We start from the raw sequence: 316 nt of genomic DNA, 5'->3' as shown, positions 1-316 counted from the left end.
AGACGTTCCACGGCGTCGTCACGGGCGGCTATTACATCGCCAACTCCATCGCGGTGGAGGCATCGATCTCCACCCCCGCGACCACCGACAATCTGCCGGCGGGATCGCTGCTGGGCACGCCGAACCTGGGCGACGACGAGTTCACGATGGCGACGCTGGGCGTCAGCCTGCATCCCTTTCGCGGCAAGTTCCAACCCTATGTCGGCGGCGGTATCATCCGCCACTTCACCACGCAGGAGCGGGACGGGCTCGGCGTCGGGCTGAACATCCCCAACGCCTACGGGCCCTATGTCCATGCCGGCGTCGACGTCGCGAT

Annotated in this window: 1 pseudogene; it reads left to right on the top strand. The window is 66.5% G+C overall.

The features are described 5' to 3' along the window. A pseudogene (locus tag AC0IYH_RS30500) lies at positions 1-316 on the top strand (hypothetical protein); the annotation flags it as partial.

It is taken from the genome of Pseudomonas sp. AC463 (assembly GCF_979253585.1).
Note: the sequence above shows the minus strand (reverse complement) of the source record. Positions and strands in the feature narration are given on the sequence as shown.